Source organism: Kitasatospora arboriphila (genome assembly GCF_039528095.1).
Taxonomy (GTDB): domain Bacteria; phylum Actinomycetota; class Actinomycetes; order Streptomycetales; family Streptomycetaceae; genus Kitasatospora; species Kitasatospora arboriphila.
The window spans coordinates 17,317-34,062 of sequence record NZ_BAAALD010000084.1; the positions used below are offsets into that span (position 1 = coordinate 17,317).

The 16,746-nt window shown below is 74.5% G+C and carries 15 protein-coding genes; 13 read left to right on the forward strand and 2 right to left on the reverse strand.

Annotated elements, in window-relative coordinates:
• Positions 1-130: 130 nt before the first annotated feature.
• The 9 genes from ABD353_RS30780 (at position 131) to ABD353_RS30820 (ending at position 11,787) form a co-directional block, all read left to right on the forward strand.
• On the forward strand, positions 131-2,170 hold the full coding sequence (locus ABD353_RS30780; protein WP_344626965.1) for an ATP-binding protein: 2,040 nt from the start codon (positions 131-133) through the stop codon (positions 2,168-2,170).
• A 221-nt stretch (positions 2,171-2,391) separates the two neighbouring features.
• Entirely contained in the window at positions 2,392-3,957 is a 1,566-nt protein-coding gene (locus ABD353_RS30785) for a PucR family transcriptional regulator (protein ID WP_344626966.1), read from the forward strand.
• A gap of 162 nt (positions 3,958-4,119) precedes the next feature.
• Complete coding sequence (locus ABD353_RS30790) at positions 4,120-5,562, forward strand: aldehyde dehydrogenase family protein (RefSeq protein ID WP_344626967.1); 1,443 nt, start codon at positions 4,120-4,122, stop codon at positions 5,560-5,562.
• A gap of 160 nt (positions 5,563-5,722) precedes the next feature.
• Complete coding sequence (locus tag ABD353_RS30795; protein ID WP_344626968.1) at positions 5,723-6,130, forward strand: hypothetical protein; 408 nt, start codon at positions 5,723-5,725, stop codon at positions 6,128-6,130.
• 67 nt (positions 6,131-6,197) lie between these two features.
• Positions 6,198-7,427 carry a 1-deoxy-D-xylulose-5-phosphate reductoisomerase gene (dxr, locus tag ABD353_RS30800; protein ID WP_344626969.1) on the forward strand — a complete coding sequence of 410 codons (1,230 nt, stop codon included), beginning with the start codon at positions 6,198-6,200 and terminating at the stop codon, positions 7,425-7,427.
• Positions 7,428-7,477: 50 nt separating this feature from the next.
• Positions 7,478-8,782, forward strand: coding sequence for a M50 family metallopeptidase (locus ABD353_RS30805; RefSeq protein ID WP_344626970.1), 1,305 nt, complete (start codon positions 7,478-7,480; stop codon positions 8,780-8,782).
• 162 nt (positions 8,783-8,944) lie between these two features.
• Positions 8,945-10,105, forward strand: coding sequence for a flavodoxin-dependent (E)-4-hydroxy-3-methylbut-2-enyl-diphosphate synthase (ispG, locus tag ABD353_RS30810; RefSeq protein WP_263105312.1), 1,161 nt, complete (start codon positions 8,945-8,947; stop codon positions 10,103-10,105).
• A 178-nt stretch (positions 10,106-10,283) separates the two neighbouring features.
• Complete coding sequence (locus tag ABD353_RS30815; RefSeq protein ID WP_344626979.1) at positions 10,284-11,159, forward strand: GNAT family N-acetyltransferase; 876 nt, start codon at positions 10,284-10,286, stop codon at positions 11,157-11,159.
• 61 nt (positions 11,160-11,220) lie between these two features.
• Positions 11,221-11,787: a GNAT family N-acetyltransferase gene (locus ABD353_RS30820; protein WP_344626971.1), complete on the forward strand. Its 567-nt coding sequence runs from the start codon at positions 11,221-11,223 to the stop codon at positions 11,785-11,787.
• On the opposite strand, the gene ABD353_RS30825 is transcribed toward ABD353_RS30820, so the two are convergent.
• Complete coding sequence (locus ABD353_RS30825; protein ID WP_344626972.1) at positions 11,760-12,689, reverse strand: aminoglycoside phosphotransferase family protein; 930 nt, start codon at positions 12,687-12,689, stop codon at positions 11,760-11,762. The two genes, ABD353_RS30820 and ABD353_RS30825, sit on opposite strands and share 28 nt — an antisense overlap.
• 73 nt (positions 12,690-12,762) lie before the next feature.
• Positions 12,763-13,224 (reverse strand): ferritin-like domain-containing protein, encoded by a 462-nt coding sequence (locus ABD353_RS30830; protein ID WP_344626973.1) that lies wholly within the window; start codon positions 13,222-13,224, stop codon positions 12,763-12,765.
• Between the two features lie 866 nt (positions 13,225-14,090).
• Between ABD353_RS30830 and rimP the strand changes: the two genes are divergently transcribed.
• The 4 genes from rimP to ABD353_RS30850 all read left to right on the forward strand — a co-directional run.
• Positions 14,091-14,663, forward strand: coding sequence for a ribosome maturation factor RimP (rimP, locus tag ABD353_RS30835; protein ID WP_344626974.1), 573 nt, complete (start codon positions 14,091-14,093; stop codon positions 14,661-14,663).
• A 51-nt stretch (positions 14,664-14,714) separates the two neighbouring features.
• Positions 14,715-15,716, forward strand: coding sequence for a transcription termination factor NusA (gene nusA, locus ABD353_RS30840; RefSeq protein WP_344626975.1), 1,002 nt, complete (start codon positions 14,715-14,717; stop codon positions 15,714-15,716).
• A gap of 70 nt (positions 15,717-15,786) precedes the next feature.
• Positions 15,787-16,080 carry a YlxR family protein gene (locus ABD353_RS30845; RefSeq protein WP_344626980.1) on the forward strand — a complete coding sequence of 98 codons (294 nt, stop codon included), beginning with the start codon at positions 15,787-15,789 and terminating at the stop codon, positions 16,078-16,080.
• A 194-nt stretch (positions 16,081-16,274) separates the two neighbouring features.
• The coding region (locus tag ABD353_RS30850; protein WP_344626976.1) for a translation initiation factor IF-2 N-terminal domain-containing protein at positions 16,275-16,746 on the forward strand (472 nt) is incomplete at its 3' end.

A 16,746-nucleotide genomic window follows, 5' to 3' on the forward strand; every position in this document is an offset into this window, starting at 1 on the left:
GTCCGGCGCGGCCAGCGCGCCCGGTTCAGCGAACACGCGCCCCTGCTCCACTACATTGAGCGCGGGCGTGTCGCCGGACCGGCGGCATGGGTATGGCATTGCCGGCGGTGGGACAGGGAGTGGGGCCGGGATGGGACTGGACGGCACTCGGGGGCAGCAGGCGCCGCAGGCGCAACGGACATCGTCCGTCCCCCCGCAGCGGACCCTCCCCTTCGACCTCGCCGCCTGGGCGACCGAACCCCGCCCCGACGCCCCGCCCGGCGTCTTCCGCCTCGGCCACCGCCCCCACAACGAGACCCGCGCCGAACAGGCCGCCGTCCCCGCCCGCCCCCTCCTCCTGCGCGCCGCCCTGAACCTCGCGGTCGGCGCCGTGGTGTACCTCCAGGGCGCGCCGCTGATCCAGAGCCTGCTCACGGCGGTCGGACTCACCGTTCCCAGCTCGTTCGTCGTCTCCTTCCTCATCGCCCTGGCCGTGAACGTCGCCGTGCTCATCGGGGTGTTCATGGTCTTCGGATCGATGGGCCGCTGGGCCGAGGTCTGGCGGCGCTGGGTCGCACCGCTGCTGTCCAGGACGGTGACGCACGAGGAGCCCCCGGCGGACGCCGAGACCCCCCTCACCACCGACCCCTGGACCGGGATCCGGGGGGCTGCGCCGCAGGTGGCGCGGCGGTTGGACGGCGAGCCGGTCGGTGACGTCGACTACGCGCGGATCCGCCACGCCTGGGAGACCGTGCTGGCGGACCCGGAGCTGCTGCCGGCCTTCGCCGAGCAGGTCGAGGTCCGCGGTGCCGCCGCCTGCGCCCACCCCTCCGAGGCCCGGGACCTGCCGGGCCGCAGCGGCCGGCACGACCTGCTGACCCGTCAGGTCCGCCTCGGCACCGCGCAGAACGTGGTGAAGAACCCGCCCGCGCACCGCAGCGCCGGGTTCGCCCTGGACCCGCAGCTGATCGGCACCTCCCTGCTGGCGGTCGGCCCGGCCGGCACCGGGAAGACCGCGCGGCTGGCCCGGCCGGTCGCGGAGGCGCTCTGCCTGCAGGCGCTCGCCGGCACGGCCTGCGCGGTGGTGATCGGCGCCGCCGAGTCGGACCTCGGTCCGGACGCCTGGTACGACGTGGTGATCGCGCCGGGCGACCCGGCGTCCCCGTACGGCCTCGACCTGTACGGCGCCGCCGCGGACCCGGACGAGGCCGCGGCCCGGCTGGCCGACGCGCTGCTGCCGGACGAGCTGGCGGCGCGCGCCGAGACCGCGCGCACCGCGCTGCAGCAGGTGGTCGGCCCGTACCACGCGGCGTACGGCCGCTACCCGGGGGTGCGCGAGCTGCGGGCGCTGCTCGGCGGGGACCAGGACGCCTGGGCGGTGCTGCGCAAGGCGCTGCAGGCGGGCGGCCTGCTGGCGGTGCACGAGGCCGACCTGCTGCACCGCGAGAGCCGGCACGGCCGGGTCGACGACCCGGGCACGCTGCTGGCCGACCGGCTGGCGCTGCTGGACCGTCCGGTCTTCGCGCGCAGCTTCGCGGGCGGTCCGGACGCGCTGCCGCCGTTCGCGATGCGGGCGCTGGAGCACCCGCTGCGGGTCCGGGTGAAGCTGCCGGAGCGCAGCCACCCGGAGGTCGCCCGGATGCTGTCGCGGCTGGTGGTCGCCCAGTTCGTGCAGGCCGCGTCGGCGCGCACCGAGCGGTCGCTGTTCGCCGGCCTGGTGGTGGACGACGCCTCGGCGGCGGTGGACGCGCAGATCGTCCGCGGGCTGCAGCGGATGCGGGCGGCGAACGCGGGCGCGGTGCTGCTGCTGCGCACCCTGGTGGACCTGCCGGAGCCGCTGCGGGCGCCGCTGTTCGGCGCGGTCGGCTGCCGGATGGCCTTCCCGGGGATCGCCCCGTGGGACGGCCGGCTGTTCTCCGAGGCCTGGGGCACCCACCTGGTCACCGAGACCGCGGTGACGCACACGCCGGACACCTCCGGCGGGCTGGTCCGCAAGGCCGCCCGGGCGGGCCGCAAGGCGCTGTCCGGGACGACCGCGCAGACCGAGTCGGTGACCACCCGGGACGTCGAGCGGCACCGCTGGTCGCCGTCCGACCTGGCGCACGCGCTGCCGAGCGGGCACGCCGTGGCGTCGCTGACGACGGTGGACGGGGACCAGGTCCCGCCGCTGCTGGTGGACCTGAGGGACTGACGGCGGTCCGGTCCGCACGGATCCGCAGGTGGCGCCGGCCGCGGCGCGGCTCCGCGGCGGGTCACCGCGGCGGGCCAGCGCGGCGGGCCAGCGCGGCGCTGACTCCGCGGCGGAGGATTCCGTGCTGCCGCTTGTCCGGGGCGTACATAATGGAGTCAGCCCCCCAACCCCTCACCTGCGCGGTCGCAACGGCGCGACCGCGTCGTACCAGCGAAGGTGCCATGCCCCCCACACTCGCCTCCGTCGTCCGCAACACCGCGCTCCATCTGACCGTGCTGGCGGGGACGGACCACTTGGAGCGGCAGGTCCGCTGGGTGCACACCAGCGAGCTCGACGACCCGACACCCTTCCTGGAGGGCGGCGAACTGCTGCTCACCACGGGCATCAAGCTGGGCAAGACCGCGTCGCGGCTGCAGGCGTACGTGCACCGGCTGGCCGACGCGGGGGTGGTCGGTCTGGGCCTGGGCGTCGGCCTGTCGCACACCGAGGTGCCGCAGGCCCTGGTGGAGGCGGCGGCGCAGCGCGGCCTGCCGCTGCTGCGGGTGCCGGAGGCGACGCCGTTCATCGCGATCAGCAAGGCCGTCTCGGCGGCGCTGGCGGCCGAGCAGTACGAGGCGGTGACCACCAGCTTCGAGGCGCAGGAGGAGCTGACCCGGGCCGCGCTGGGCAAGGACGGCACGACGGCGGTGGTCCGCCGGCTCGCGGCCCGGCTCGGCGGCTGGGCGGCGCTGTACGACGGGTCGGGCGCGCTGTCCGCGGTGGCGCCGGACTGGGCGGCCCGGCGGGCCGGCCGGCTGGCGGCAGAGGTGGACCGGCTGCGCCGCCGCCCGGCGCCGTCGAGTGCGGCGCTGCAGGGCCGCTCGCCGGGGATCGACACCGCGGACGAGGACTTCGTGGTCGTCCAGTCGCTCGGTGCGGACCGCCGCCCGCGCGGCTTCCTGGCGGTGGGCACCGAGGACCGGATCACGCCGACCGAGCGGTACGTGCTGAACGCGGCGGTGGCGCTGCTGACGCTGACCCTGGAGCGGTCGCGGGAGCTGCGGCAGGCCGAGGAGCGGATGGGTGCCGCCCTGCTGCACATGGTGCTGGCGGGCGAGGTGGCGACCGCGCGGCAGGTTTCGGCGGGCGTGTTCGGCGGCCTGCCGGAGGGCGAGGCGCGGGTGATGGTGGCCGGTGCGGGCACCGGCCCGGAGGCCGCGGAGACGCTGAGCGAGCTCGGCGACCGGGCGGAGCAGGCCGGCGGCCGGGTCGGCGAGCGGCTGCTCGTCTCCCGCGAGGACGGCCCGCACGGGCCGCGGCTGCTGGTGCTGGCGCAGGACAACGGCGCCGCCCACCGGGCCTGCCTGGGTGCGGTCGAGGAGCACGAGGGCCTGGCGCTGGGCGTCTCCGCGCCGACCTCGCTGGAGGACGCCGGCACGGCGTACGCGCAGGCCGAGCGGGCGCTGGCGGTGGCGCTGCGCGGCGGTCGCCGCTCGGTCGACCACGAGGAGGTCGGCGCCGGTTCGCTGCTGCCGCTGCTCGGCGAGGAGGCGGTGACGGCGTTCGCGGAGGGCCTGCTGCGGCCGCTGCGCGAGCACGACCGGACGGCCCGCGGCGACCTGGTGGCGAGCCTGCGCGCCTGGCTGTCCCGGCACGGGCAGTGGGACGCGGCCGCCGCCGACCTGGGCGTGCACCGGCACACCCTGCGCTACCGGATGCGCCGCGTCGAGGAGTTGCTGGGCCGGTCGCTGGACGACACCGACGTCCGGATGGAGCTGTGGCTCGCCCTGCGCGCCGGCGAGGAGTGATCGCCTCCGGGTGATCGGCGGGGCCGGGTCCCCGACGGTCCGCAACACGCCACTGTGTACTTCGGCCGGCGGGGTCCACTCCGCGGTGTCCAATCCGGTTGGCGTTCCGGCCGCCCTACCGTGGGCTGGTATCCACCAATCGAGGGAAGGGCCGGTACGACCGTGACCACCACCCATGAGTTCTGGCTGGCCGGCCGCCGGGCGAGCGGCGAGTCGGACTTCGAGGTCCGCCACTCGTTCGACGGCAGCCTGGTCGGCAAGGTCAGCGTTCCGACGGACGCCCAGGTCGAGGAGGCCGTCGCCGCCGCGGCCGCCGCCGTACCGGTCTTCGCCGCGACCCCCGCGCACGTCCGCGCGGCCGCCCTGGACCACGTGTCCAAGCGGCTGGCCGAGCGCACCGAGGAGATCGCCCGTCTGATCACCGCCGAGAACGGCAAGCCGATCAAGTGGGCGCGCGGCGAGGTCGGCCGTGCCGTCTCGGTGTTCCGCTGGGCCGCCGAGGAGGCCCGCCGCACCAACGGCGAGACCATGCGGCTGGACACCGACCCGGGCGGCACAGGCCGCTTCGCGGTGGTGCGCCGCTTCCCCAAGGGCGTGGTGCTGGGCATCGCCCCGTTCAACTTCCCGCTGAACCTGGTGGCGCACAAGGTCGCCCCGGCGATCGCGGTCGGCGCCCCGATCATCCTCAAGCCCGCCCCGGCGACCCCGATCTCGGCGCTGGTGCTCGGCGAGATCCTCGCCGAGACCGACCTGCCGGCCGGCTCCTGGAGCGTCCTGCCGGTGCCGAACGAGAAGATGCCGGCCCTCGTGCAGGACGACCGGCTGCCGGTCATCTCCTTCACCGGCTCGGACAGGGTCGGCTACCAGATCATGGACTCGGTGCCGCGCAAGCACGTCACCCTGGAGCTCGGCGGCAACGCCGCCGCCGTGGTCCTCGCCGACTGGAACTCCGACGCCGACCTGGAGTGGGCGGCCACCCGGATCGCGATGTTCTCCAACTACCAGGGCGGCCAGTCCTGCATCTCGGTGCAGCGCGTGATCGCCGACGCCACCGTCTACGACGCGCTGGTGGAGAAGATCGTCGCCAAGGTGCAGGACCAGGTCACCGGCGACCCGGCGGACGACGCCGTGGACGTCGGCCCGCTGGTCGACGAGAACGCCGCCAAGCGCGTCGAGTCCTGGGTGGACGACGCGGTCGCCAAGGGCGCCAAGGTGCTCACCGGCGGCGTCCGCGAGGGCGCCTCCTACGCCCCGACCGTGGTCGCGGACCTCTCCGGCGACGCGATCCTGGCCACCGCCGAGGTCTTCGGCCCGGTGCTGTCGCTGCACAAGGTGGACTCCACCGACGAGGCCTTCGCCGCCGTCAACGACTCCTCCTTCGGCCTGCAGGCCGGCGTGTTCACCCACGACGTGCAGGCCGCGTTCCGCGCCCACCGCGAACTGCAGGTCGGCGGCGTGATCATCGGCGACGCGCCGTCCTACCGCGCCGACCAGATGCCCTACGGCGGCGTGAAGGACTCCGGCGTGGGCCGCGAGGGCGTCAAGTACGCGATGGAGGACTTCACCTACGAGCGCGTCCTGGTGCTCACCGGCCTGGACCTCTGACGGTCCGCACGGCTGCGGGCGGCTGACGTCCGACCGCCCCGACGCCCCGTCACCGGCTCCCGGTGGCGGGGCGTTTGCCTGCCCTCCGCGCCGGTCGGCCCCTGCCTTGACAGCCCCCCGGAGGGGGCGTAGTCCGGAAGGGGAGGAAGGGAGGTCGACCATGCTCGGCGACCTCATCGGAGAGGAACAGGCACAGGTCACCGGCCAGCGGGTGGTCCGCAGCGACCACGGGCTGCCGCCCGTCGTGGAGACCTCGTTCACCGGCACCGGACAACTGCTCGGCGTCACCGTCAACGACATGGGCAGCTACACCGGACGGCTGCGCCCGGACGGCACCCTGTACGGCGAGGGGCAGGGCGTCATCATGAGCCCCACCGGCGCGCACGCCTCCTGGCAGGGCGGCGGGGTCGGCCGCTTCACCGAGGGCGGCGGCACCAGCTGGCGCGGCACCATCGTCTACAGCAGCGACTCGCCCGAGTTCGCGGACCTGCGGGGCGTCGCGGGCGCCTTCGAGTGGGAGGTCGGCGCGGACGGCAAGGCGGTGGGGAAGATCTGGGCCTGGAAGTAGGCCCGGGAGTGGTCCGTACCGCACGACCCCGCGCCGGGCACCGCCCTCCGCACGACACAATGGGGGCATGAACTCGCTCGCCCACCCCCAGCTCCGTTACACCCCGGCGGTCAAGGACCCGGACGGTCCGCGGGAGCTCGTGATCCTCGGCTCCACCGGCTCGATCGGCACCCAGGCCATCGACGTGGTGCTGCGCAACCCCGACCGCTTCCGCGTGGTGGCGCTGTCCGCCAACGGCGGCCGGGTCGCGCTGCTCGCGGAGCAGGCGCTGCAGCTCGGCGTGCGGACGGTGGCGGTGGCCGACGAGAGCGCCGTCCCGGCGCTGCGCGAGGCGCTCGCGGCCGGGGCCGCGGGCCGCCCGCTGCCGGAGATCCTCGCGGGCCCGGACGCCGCGACCGAGCTCGCGGCGACGGAGTGCCACTCGGTGCTCAACGGCATCACCGGCTCGATCGGCCTGCGGCCGACCCTGGCCGCGCTGGAGGCCGGCCGGGTGCTGGTGCTCGCCAACAAGGAGTCGCTGATCGTCGGCGGCCCGCTGGTGAAGGCCGTGGCCGCGCCCGGCCAGATCGTGCCGGTCGACTCGGAGCACGCCGCGCTCTTCCAGGCGCTGGCGGCCGGCACCCGGGCCGAGGTCCGCAAGCTGGTGGTCACCGCGAGCGGCGGCCCGTTCCGCGGCCGCACCCGGGCCGAGCTGGCCGGGGTGACCCCGTCCGACGCGCTCGCCCACCCGACCTGGGCGATGGGCCCGGTGGTGACGATCAACTCGGCCACCCTGGTCAACAAGGGCCTGGAGGTCATCGAGGCACACCTGCTCTACGACGTCCCGTTCGACCGGATCGAGGTCGTGGTGCACCCCCAGTCGGTCGTCCACTCGATGGTCGAATTCACCGACGGCTCCACCCTCGCCCAGGCCAGCCCGCCGGACATGCGGATGCCGATCGCGCTCGGCCTCGGCTGGCCCGAGCGCGTCCCGGACGCGGCCCCCGGCTGCGACTGGACGAAGGCCGCGACCTGGGAGTTCTTCCCGCTCGACGACGAGGCCTTCCCGGCCGTCTCGCTCGCCCGCGAGGTCGGTACGCTCGGCGGCACCGCCCCCGCGGTGTTCAACGCGGCGAACGAGGAGTGCGTGGACGCCTTCCTCGGCGGCCGGCTGCCCTTCACCGGAATCGTGGACACTGTGGCGAAGGTCGTCGCCGAGCACGGCACCCCCGCGCGGGGAACTTCGCTCACGGTCGCGGACGTCCTCCAGGCGGAGGACTGGGCCCGAGCCCGGGCCCGCGAGCTGGCGGCGGGCTGAGAGCACGACGGCGGCGAGCGGAGCGACGACGGCATGGCGGAGGGCGAGCGGTGAGCAATCTGATGTGGGTGCTCGGCATCCTGATCTTCCTGATCGGGCTGCTGTTCTCGATCGCGTGGCACGAGCTGGGGCACCTGTCCACCGCCAAGCTGTTCAAGATCCGCGTCCCGCAGTACATGGTCGGCTTCGGCCCGACCGTGTGGTCGCGCAAGAAGGGCGAGACCGAGTACGGCATCAAGGCGATCCCGCTCGGCGGCTACATCCGGATGATCGGGATGTTCCCGCCGGGCGCGGACGGCCGGATCACCAAGCGCAGCAGCTCGCCCTGGCGCACCATGATCGAGGACGCCCGGGAGGCCTCCTACGAGGAGCTGCAGCCCGGTGACGAGCACCGGCTCTTCTACACCCGCAAGCCCTGGCAGCGGGTCATCGTGATGTTCGCCGGCCCGTTCATGAACCTGATCCTCTCGGTGGTGCTCTTCCTGCTCCTGTTCATGGGCATGGGCGTGCAGACGGCGGTGCCCACCGTCTCCACCGTCAGCCAGTGCGTCGTCAAGGCCGGCCAGCCGACCGACACCTGCCCCACCGACGCGCCGAAGTCCCCGGCCAACCTGGCCGGGCTGCGGGCCGGCGACCGCTTCGTCTCCTTCGACGGCGACGAGATCCACAGCTACAAGCAGCTCCAGGCGGACATCCGCAAGTCGCCCGGCAAGCAGGTCCCGATCGTCGTCGAGCGCGGCGGCCAGCGGCTGACGCTGACCGCCGACATCACCAGCAACACGGTGAACCCGGTCGACAAGGACGGCCGCACCGTCAAGGGCGGCCCGGTCACCGCGGGCTTCCTCGGCTTCACCCCGACGACCGGCGTCGTCCGGATGAGCCTCGGCGAGTCCACCGACGAGATGTACTCGATGGCCGAGCACGGCGTCTCCTCGCTGGTCGCGCTGCCCGGCAAGGTCCCCGGCCTGTGGCACGCCGTCGTCGACGGCACCCCCCGCTCCACCGACTCCCCGATCGGCATGGTCGGCGCCGCCCGCCTCGGCGGCGACGTCTTCGCGATGGACATCCCGGCCACCCAGCAGCTCGCCTTCTTCGTCCAGCTGCTGGCCGGCATCAACCTGTCGCTGTTCCTGTTCAACATGCTGCCGCTGCTGCCGCTGGACGGCGGCCACATCGCCGGTGCGATCTGGGAGTCGGTCCGCCGCCGCCTGGCCGGGCTGCTCAAGCGCCCCGACCCCGGCCCCTTCGACGTGGCCAAGCTGATGCCCTTCGCGTACGTCGTCGCCACCGTCTTCATCTGCTTCACCGTGCTCGTCATGGCCGCCGACGTGGTCAACCCGGTCAAGCTGAACTGACCGCCGACGGCCCGCCCGGGCCCGGCGCGGCACCGCCGGATGTGCTGGGGCCCGCGGGCGTGCCGTACCGTGGTGTGCCGGGTGCGACCTCATCGACGCGCCCGGCCCGGCCCGAGCAAATACGGCCGGCTCACCGACCTCACCCAGGGGAACCCTGCGCACATGTCCGCGATCTCGCTCGGTATTCCGTCCCTGCCGCTCAAGCCGCTCGCCAAGCGCCGCTACTCGCGTCAGATCATGGTCGGCAACGTCCCGGTCGGCGGCGACGCCCCGATCTCGGTCCAGTCGATGACCACCACGCTGACCAGTGACGTCAACGCCACCCTCCAGCAGATCGCGCAGCTCACCGCCTCCGGCTGCCAGATCGTCCGGGTCGCCGTCCCCTCGCAGGACGACGCCGACGCGCTGCCGATCATCGCCAAGAAGTCGCAGATCCCGGTGATCGCCGACATCCACTTCCAGCCGAAGTACGTCTTCGCCGCGATCGACGCCGGCTGCGCCGCCGTCCGCGTGAACCCCGGCAACATCAAGGCCTTCGACGACAAGGTCGGCGAGATCGCCAAGGCCGCCAAGGACGCCGGCGTCCCGATCCGGATCGGCGTCAACGCCGGCTCGCTCGACAAGCGCCTGCTGGAGAAGTACGGCCGCGCGACCCCCGAGGCCCTGGTCGAGTCCGCCCTGTGGGAGTGCTCGCTCTTCGAGGAGCACGACTTCCGCGACATCAAGATCTCGGTCAAGCACAACGACCCGGTCGTGATGATCAACGCCTACCGCCAGCTCGCGGCCGCCTGCGACTACCCGCTGCACCTCGGCGTCACCGAGGCCGGCCCCGCCTTCCAGGGCACCATCAAGTCGGCCGTCGCCTTCGGCGCCCTGCTCGCCGAGGGCATCGGCGACACCATCCGGGTCTCCCTCTCCGCCCCGCCGGCCGAGGAGATCAAGGTCGGCAACCAGATCCTGGAGTCGCTCGGCCTGCGCCAGCGCGGCCTGGAGATCGTCTCCTGCCCGTCCTGCGGCCGCGCCCAGGTCGACGTCTACAAGCTCGCCGAGGAGGTCACCGCCGGCCTCGAAGGCATGGAGGTGCCGCTGCGCGTCGCCGTCATGGGCTGCGTCGTCAACGGCCCCGGCGAGGCCCGCGAGGCCGACCTCGGCGTCGCCTCCGGCAACGGCAAGGGCCAGATCTTCGTGAAGGGCGAGGTCATCAAGACCGTCCCCGAGTCGAAGATCGTCGAGACCCTCATCGAGGAGGCCCTCAAGCTGGCCGAGCAGATGCAGGAGCAGGGCGTCGAGTCCGGCGCGCCCGTCGTGGTCGCCGCCGAGTGACCCGGTAGCGACCGCTGACTCCTGGGCCGTCCGCACGACCCCCGCACCCCCGTCCCGGGGGGTCGCGGGGGTGTACGGACGGCCCTCGTGTTCCCTGCCGCGCCGCCCGGGGGAGTAGGGTGCGGCAGAAGTCCCGTGGGGCGTGTCTAGTGAGGTGCCTGTGCTCGATCGAGGTGTGATGCTTCCCGGACCCTTCCAGGTCGCACGGGCCCTGGCGGCCACCCGCGTGCTCGACGCCCCGGATCTCGACGACGCCCTGGAGGTCCTGCACCGGGACCCGGTCGCCAACGCCTTCGTCGCCACCCGCGTCGAGGCGGTCGGCCTCGACCCGTGGCGGCTCGGCGGCGAGATGTGGGGCTGGTACGGCGAGGACGGCCGGCTGGAGTCGCTCTGCTACGCCGGGGCCAACCTCGTCCTGGTCGACGCCGGGCCGGAGGCCGTCCGGGCCTTCGCCGAGCGCGCCCGGCGCCAGGGCCGCCGCTGCTCCTCCATCGTCGGCCCGGCCGGGCCCACGGCGGAGCTCTGGGCCCTGCTGGAGCGCAGCTGGGGCCCCGCCCGGGACGTCCGGGCCCACCAGCCGCTGATGGCCGCCACCGCCCCCTCCACGGAGGTCGAGGCCGACCCGCTGGTCCGCCGGGTGCGGCGCAACGAGATCGAGACGCTGATGCCGGCCTGCGTCGCGATGTTCACCGAGGAGGTCGGAATCTCGCCGCTGGCCGGCGACGGCGGCCTGCTCTACCAGGCCCGGGTGGCCGAACTGGTCTCGGCCGGCCGCTCCTTCGCCCGCTTCTCCGAGGACGGCGAGGTGCTCTTCAAGGCGGAGGTCGGCGCCGTCACCGAGGGCGCCTGCCAGATCCAGGGCGTCTGGGTCGCCCCCGAGCACCGCGGCCGGGGCCTGTCGAAGACCGGCATGGCCGCCGTCCTGGACATCGCGCTGCGCGAGGTCGCCCCCGTCGTCTCGCTCTACGTGAACGACTTCAACCTGCGCGCCAGGGCCGCCTACAAGCGGGTCGGCTTCACCGAGGTCGGCGCCTTCATGAGCGTCCTGTTCTGACCTCCGGCGGATCCCGGTCTTCGCAGGTCACGGCAGGCCTTCGAGGAGTAACGTCCCGGTCATGGAGCAGCTCACCGAGGTGACGATCGAGGCCATCGACCTGGCGGCCTGGGCGCCGTACGCGCTGGAGGTCCAGGCGCTCGCCTTCGGGCTGACCCCCGAGGAGGTCGCGGTGCGGCTGCACATCGTCGGACGGCACGCCCAGCAGCCCGGTGTGCTCGCCCTCGGCGCGATGAGCGGCGGCCGGCTGGTCGGCTTCGGCTACGGCATGCCGAACTCCCGCGAGCACTGGTGGTCCACCGTCATCCAGCCGTACCTGGAGGCCGGCGGACACGGCGACTGGCTGGACGGCGTCTTCGCCGTCACCGAACTCCACGTGCTGCCCGGCTACCAGGGGCGCGGCCTCGGCAGCTCGCTGATCCGCGGCCTGTGCGAACGCTCCGGCAAGGACCGCAGCATCCTGTCCGCGATCGACGCCGAGACCCCGGCCCGCCGGCTCTACCGCTCGCTCGGCTACCGCGACCTCGCCCGGGCGGTGCGCTTCCCGAACACCGTCCGCCCGTACGCGGTGATGGGGGCCCGGCTGCCGCTCGCCGCGGTTCACAGCCAGGCCGCGAACTCCAGGTAGAGCTCCGCCGCCGCCCGGTCGCCCGTCGACAGGTGCCACAGGCCGGCCTCCACGGTGCGGAAGAGCGTCCAGCCGCGCAGCCGGTCCCGGTCGACCTCCAGCGCCCCGGAGAGCTGCTGCAGCCGGCGCCGGACGGCCGCCCGGGGGCCGGGGGAGCCGGCCAGGGTGTCCATCCGGTCCTGGGCCAGCCAGGCCAGGTCCCAGGCGCGCTCGCCGACCACCGGCTTCGGGTCGATCGCCAGCCACGGCGAGCGGTCCGCCGCGAGCACGTTGCCGTGGTGGAAGTCCCCGTGCAGCAGGAACCGCTCGGGCTCGGACCCGGCCAGCGCGGCGGCCGTCTCCAGCGCCTCGTCGACCAGCGGCCCGGCCGCCTCGGCGCCCGGCAGGGCACGGCGCTCGGCGATCCGCCCGGACAGCTCGGCGGCCACGTCCACCACCAGCCGGAAGGGATGCCCGTCCGCGGGCGGCACCCACAGCCGCTGCAGCAGCCCGGTCGCCTCCAGCATCGCCTTCGACTCGGCGAGCGAGCGCAGCGGGATGTCGCCGTGCAGCCGCTCCAGCAGCAGCACCCCGGCCGCCGGGTCGGCGTCGACCAGCAGCACGGCGCCGCGGCCCGCCCAGTGCCGCAGCGCGGCGTGCTCCCGGTCCGTCTCCGGGGTCACCAGCCCGGCCTTGAGGACGGCCGGGGCGAGGTCGTCGTCCCGGTGCACGAAGCCGATCAGGCTGATCGGGCCGCCCGGGTCGGCGACCCGCTCCAGGGTCAGCCCCCAGCGGTCCAGGTACCCGGAGACCAGTTCGGGCAGGGCGGCCAGCCAGGCCAGCCCCTCCTCGCCCGCCCAGACCCGCACGGTGTCCGCGAGCCGCTCGGGGACGGTGATCTGCTGGCCTGGCAGTGCCGACATGGTGGCCTCTCGCTCGGTGCGCCGCACAGGGGTGCGGCCCGTCCATTGTCGGCCATCGGCGGGAAGCCGCTGGTCAGCCGCTCGCCGACGCGCTCGTGCCGGGCGTCGTGCCCGCCCCGTCGGCCGCGTCCTGCTCCGGCAGGCCGGGCAGCGCCGACAGGTCGGCGCCCCACTGCGCGGCGCGCAGCGCGGTCTCCCGCAGGGCGGTGGCGGCGGTCTGCCGCAGCGCCCCGCCGGTGCCGGCCACGGCGTCCGCCCACACCGCGGTCAGCTGGGTCTCGATGTGCGCGGCGAGCTGCCCGGCACCGGCGGCGTCGGAGACCGCGAACGGCAGCCGGTAGCCGGCCGCGGCGGCGGTGCCGGTGGCGGCCGCGCCGTCGAGTTCGCGCTGCAGCGCGTCCCGCCGGGCCTGGTGGGCGGCGTACCCGGCGCGGGCGGCGTCCCGCTGCGGCCCGGCCGGCGTCCGGGCGCCGACCACGCCGTAGCCGTAGACCGCGGCGTGTTCGGCCGACAGCGCGGCCTGCAGGGCGGCCACCACGCCGGTCGGCAGCGGTGCGGGGCGGCCGCTCGCCGATCCGCCCGCAGACCCGGCCGGGGGCCGAGGCGCCCGGGGCGGTGGCCGTGGGGGCCGGCGGGGCGATCGGGCCCGGGTCGCCGAGCGCCCTGGCGTGCAGGGCGCCGGAGGCGGCCACGGAGGCCAGCAGCCGGGCGAGCGCGGGGGAGGCGGCCTCCAGGTCGGCCAGCCGTTCCGCGGCGGTGCGGCGCTCGGCGGCGGCGCGGGCGGCGGCACCGGCTGCGGGCGCCGCGGTGGCGGACGTGGCGGACATGGCGGACGCGGTGGCCGAGGACGGCGTGGGGCCGGACGGCGACGGTGCCGGCAGCCCCGCGGCCAGTGCGGCCCGGTGCTCCTCGACGTCGGCCCGAAGCTCGCGCAGCGCCGCCGCCCGGTCGGCGCCGGGGCCGGCGATCACCGCGTCGTAGTCGGTGAGCAGGCGGTCGGTCGCGGCCACCGCGCGCAGCCGCAGCGGGAGGTCGGGGTCGGGCCGGTCCGTGCGGTCGGCGTCCCGGTGGTCCTCGGTGCAGCCGGCCGCCAGCAGCGCTCCGGCGAGCGCGCCGAGGGCCAGGACGGTCCGCCGGGTGGGGGACGGCATCGACGCGCTCCCGCTCGTCTCGCGGGGCGGGGTGCCCCTGGGTCACCGTGAGGTCACCGTGCATCATCGCAGGGCCTCCCCGGCCCCGGACGGGCGGGCGGGTCCGACCGGGGGGTGTGAGCTTGCTCGCAGGCGCCGCTGTCACCCGGGCGGGCGGCACGGTCGGAATCGGCGGTTGCCCGGTGGACCGGATAGGCTGCGCCGTGAGTTAGCACCTGACAACAGCAGACGCGGCCGAGGAGTCACCCGGATGAGCACCCCCCAGACCGACCGGCTGCGTGCGCTGCTGGAACCCCTGGCCGCCGAGGCGGGCCTCGACCTGGAGGACGTCAGGATCACCCAGGCGGGCAGCCGCCGGCAGGTCCAGATCGACGTGGACGCCGACGGCGGTGTGGACCTCGACGCGATCGCCGACTTCAGCCGCGAGGTCGGCCGGGCGCTGGACGACTCCGACCTGATGGGCAGTGCCGCGTACCTGCTGGAGGTCGGCTCGCCGGGTGCGGAGCGCCCGCTCGTGCTGCCGCGCCACTGGGCCCGTGCCGAGGGCCGGCTGGCGAAGATCCAGCTGGTCGACGGCGGCGAGATCACCGCCCGGGTGCTGGAGAGCGACGAGGAGGGTGCGCTCGTCGAGGTGCAGCCGGTCAAGGGGCGCGGCCGTCCCAAGGAGCGCCGGCTGGCCTTCGCCGAGGTCGCCAAGGCCCGGGTCCAGGTCGAGTTCAACCGCAAGGACGACGCGCTGCTCGACGAGGCCGAGGACATCGACGACGCGGACGACACCGCCGACACGGACGACGCCGGCGACGACGGCTCGCACGACGCGTAGCCGGGGCGTTGCCCCGATCATGAACCTGAAGAGAGAAGAGGAGGCGTAGCCGTGGACATCGACATGAGCGCCCTGCGTGGGCTGGTTACCGAGAAGGGCGTTCCGTTCGACCTGCTGGTCGAGTCGATCGAGTCGGCGCTCCTCATCGCGTACCACCGCACCGAGGGCTCGCGCCGCCGCGCCCGGGTCGAGCTGAACCGCAAGACGGGCCACGTCACGGTCTGGGCGCTGGAGGACTCCGCCGAGCTGGAGGAGGGCGTCGAGCCGAAGGAGTTCGACGACACCCCGAGCGGCTTCGGCCGGATCGCCGCGTCGACCGCCAAGCAGGTCATCCTGCAGCGCCTGCGGGACGCCGCCGACGACCAGACCTTCGGCGAGTACGCGGGCAAGGAGGGCGACATCGTCACCGGTGTCGTCCAGCAGGGCAACGACCCCAAGAACATCCTGGTCGACATCGGCAAGCTGGAGGCGATCCTGCCCCCGCAGGAGCAGGTGCCCGGCGAGGAGTACAAGCACGGCACCCGGCTGCGCTGCTACGTGGTCGGCGTGCGCCGCGGTGTCCGCGGCCCGTCGGTGACGCTCTCGCGCACCCACCCGAACCTGGTCAAGCGCCTGTTCGCGCTGGAGGTGCCGGAGATCGCGGACGGCTCGGTGGAGATCGCCGCGATCGCCCGCGAGGCCGGCCACCGCACCAAGATCGCGGTGTGGTCGCGCAGGCAGGGCCTGAACGCCAAGGGCGCCTGCATCGGCCCGATGGGCGGCCGGGTGCGCAACGTGATGGCCGAGCTGCACGGCGAGAAGATCGACATCGTCGACTTCTCGGAGGACCCGGCCGAGATGGTCGCCGCCGCGCTGTCGCCCGCCCGGGTGACCAAGGTGGAGATCGTGGACTACGCGCAGCGGTCCGCACGGGTGATCGTGCCGGACTACCAGCTGTCCCTGGCGATCGGCAAGGAGGGCCAGAACGCCCGCCTGGCCGCCCGCCTGACGGGCTGGCGGATCGACATCCGGCCGGACACCGAGGCCCCCGCCGGGGAATCCCCGGACCAGTAGTCGGTGTTCTAGGAGTCCCCCGGAGATCGGCGGGGCGGCGCCATGTCCCATCGGAGGGGTAGACTTGAAGTTGTCTGGCCGGACGCATGTCCGCGCATGCCCTGAACGCACCTGCGTGGGCTGCCGCAAGCGCGCGGCCAAGCACGAGCTGCTGCGTGTCGTGGCGGTCGAGGGCGAATGCGTCCCCGATCTCCGCGGCGCACTGCCGGGGCGGGGTGCACATCTGCATCCCGATCCCGCCTGCCTCGACCTCGCGGTCCGCCGTCGGGCGTTCCCCAGGGCCTTCCGGCTCCAGGGTCCGCTCGACACCGATGCACTGCGGTCACACGTCGAGCAGCGGGCGGGCGCGGCCCCGGCGTCCTGATGACTCAGGCGCGGCGGAGCACCGTAGGAACTGCACGGCACACGTTCGTCGTGTGCGGTGCGCAACGTCAGGTACCTCGCGAGATGGAAGTAGGTCGAGATTGCGATGAGCACTCGATGAGTACGCGATGAGTACGCCCATGAAGTAGCGACAGTCCGGCGGACGATGACCCCGGACGGATAGACAGGAGCGAAGTGGCTAAGGTCCGGGTATACGAGCTTGCCAAGGAACTTGGCTTGGAGAGCAAGGCCGTCATGGCCAAGCTCACCGAGCTCGGTGAGTTCGTGCGTTCGGCGTCCTCGACGATCGAGGCGCCGGTCGTTCGCAAGTTGACTGACGCTTTGGGAGCGACGCCGCCTGCCGGTGGTTCCTCCGCGAAGCCTGGCCCGCGGAAGCCCGCGGCGCCCCAGCCCGCCGGCGGTGCCGGCGCGGCTGCACCCAAGCCGGGTGCGCCCACCCCCGGCCCGCGTCCCACCGGGACGCCGGGCCCCCGTCCCACTCCCGCCGCCGCGGCCCCGTCCGCGCCGGCCGCCCCCGCGGCTTCCCGCCCGGGTGGCGCGCCGACGCCCGGTCCGCGCCCCGCCCGCCCGGCCGGGCCCGCCGCTCCTGCGGCGCCGGCGGCCGAGTTCTCCTCCCCGGCTCCGGCCGGCGGGGCCCGTGGGTCCC

Excerpts from the sequence above, each read along its gene's own strand:
- ABD353_RS30820 (WP_344626971.1), top strand. The coding sequence starts at position 11,221 with ATGGAGCAGCTCACCGAGGTGACGATCGAGGCCATCGACCTGGCGGCC.
- ABD353_RS30825 (WP_344626972.1), bottom strand. The coding sequence starts at position 12,689 with ATGTCGGCACTGCCAGGCCAGCAGATCACCGTCCCCGAGCGGCTCGCG.
- ABD353_RS30815 (WP_344626979.1), top strand. The coding sequence starts at position 10,284 with ATGCTTCCCGGACCCTTCCAGGTCGCACGGGCCCTGGCGGCCACCCGC.
- ispG (WP_263105312.1), top strand. The coding sequence starts at position 8,945 with ATGTCCGCGATCTCGCTCGGTATTCCGTCCCTGCCGCTCAAGCCGCTC.
- rimP (WP_344626974.1), top strand. The coding sequence starts at position 14,091 with ATGAGCACCCCCCAGACCGACCGGCTGCGTGCGCTGCTGGAACCCCTG.
- ABD353_RS30780 (WP_344626965.1), top strand. The coding sequence starts at position 131 with ATGGGACTGGACGGCACTCGGGGGCAGCAGGCGCCGCAGGCGCAACGG.
- dxr (WP_344626969.1), top strand. The coding sequence starts at position 6,198 with ATGAACTCGCTCGCCCACCCCCAGCTCCGTTACACCCCGGCGGTCAAG.
- ABD353_RS30785 (WP_344626966.1), top strand. The coding sequence starts at position 2,392 with ATGCCCCCCACACTCGCCTCCGTCGTCCGCAACACCGCGCTCCATCTG.
- ABD353_RS30795 (WP_344626968.1), top strand. The coding sequence starts at position 5,723 with ATGCTCGGCGACCTCATCGGAGAGGAACAGGCACAGGTCACCGGCCAG.